The sequence below is a fragment of the Chryseobacterium mucoviscidosis genome (assembly GCF_002177115.1).
GTDB lineage: Bacteria > Bacteroidota > Bacteroidia > Flavobacteriales > Weeksellaceae > Chryseobacterium > Chryseobacterium mucoviscidosis.
Window position 1 is genome coordinate 1 of record NZ_MVAG01000163.1, and the last position, 685, is coordinate 685.

The 685-nt window shown below is 39.0% G+C and carries 2 tRNA genes and 1 pseudogene; 2 read left to right on the forward strand and 1 reads right to left on the reverse strand.

Annotated elements, in window-relative coordinates:
* Window positions 1-72, forward strand: a tRNA-Met gene (locus B0E34_RS19210).
* Window positions 73-108: 36 nt separating this feature from the next.
* Window positions 109-181: transfer RNA gene (locus B0E34_RS19215), tRNA-Met, on the forward strand.
* Window positions 182-281: 100 nt separating this feature from the next.
* Here B0E34_RS19215 and B0E34_RS21650 read toward each other — a convergent pair.
* Window positions 282-685, reverse strand: a pseudogene (locus B0E34_RS21650) (ISL3 family transposase); the annotation flags it as partial.

Here is a 685-nt window from a genome sequence, read left to right on the forward strand (position 1 = left end):
GCGGGATGGAGCAGTAGGTAGCTCGTCGGGCTCATAACCCGAAGGTCATCGGTTCGAGTCCGGTTCCCGCTACTAAGAAAGTGTTTCGGTAACGTTTAGAAAATATACCGCGGGATGGAGCAGTAGGTAGCTCGTCGGGCTCATAACCCGAAGGTCATCGGTTCGAGTCCGGTTCCCGCTACTATTGTAAAGAGTATTGCAGTTTTTGTGATACTCTTTTTATTTCTTTAAACTGTGATTAGTAAATGCCGGTATGGCGGATCATAGCCAAAACTTGGGGGCTATGCAAAAAGTTTAGTTAATCTGAATAGAAAGAAAGTTCTGTCTTTTACCCCTCGAAGTTGTAGTCTGAAGTTTTTAATTTTCGCATTAAAAGATTCCGCAGCAGCATTGGTGCTTCTTGCTTCAAAATAATTGAGAATATCGTTGTAATGATTTATAATGGTGTTCTTTAGTGTAGAAAATGATTTAAAACCCGACTCTTCAACATCCTTAAACTAATGAGCCAACTTCAACATGGCAACGGATTTTGTTATATTTTGATTGTATATTTTTCTTAAACTATCCGATAAATGGTAGATTTTTTCTAAGTCGGGATATTCTCTAAACAGGATCTTTACTCGTTTACTTTGATTTTCTGTCCATTTTTCTCTGCTTTTGTAAAGTAAATACCGGCTTCTTGCGG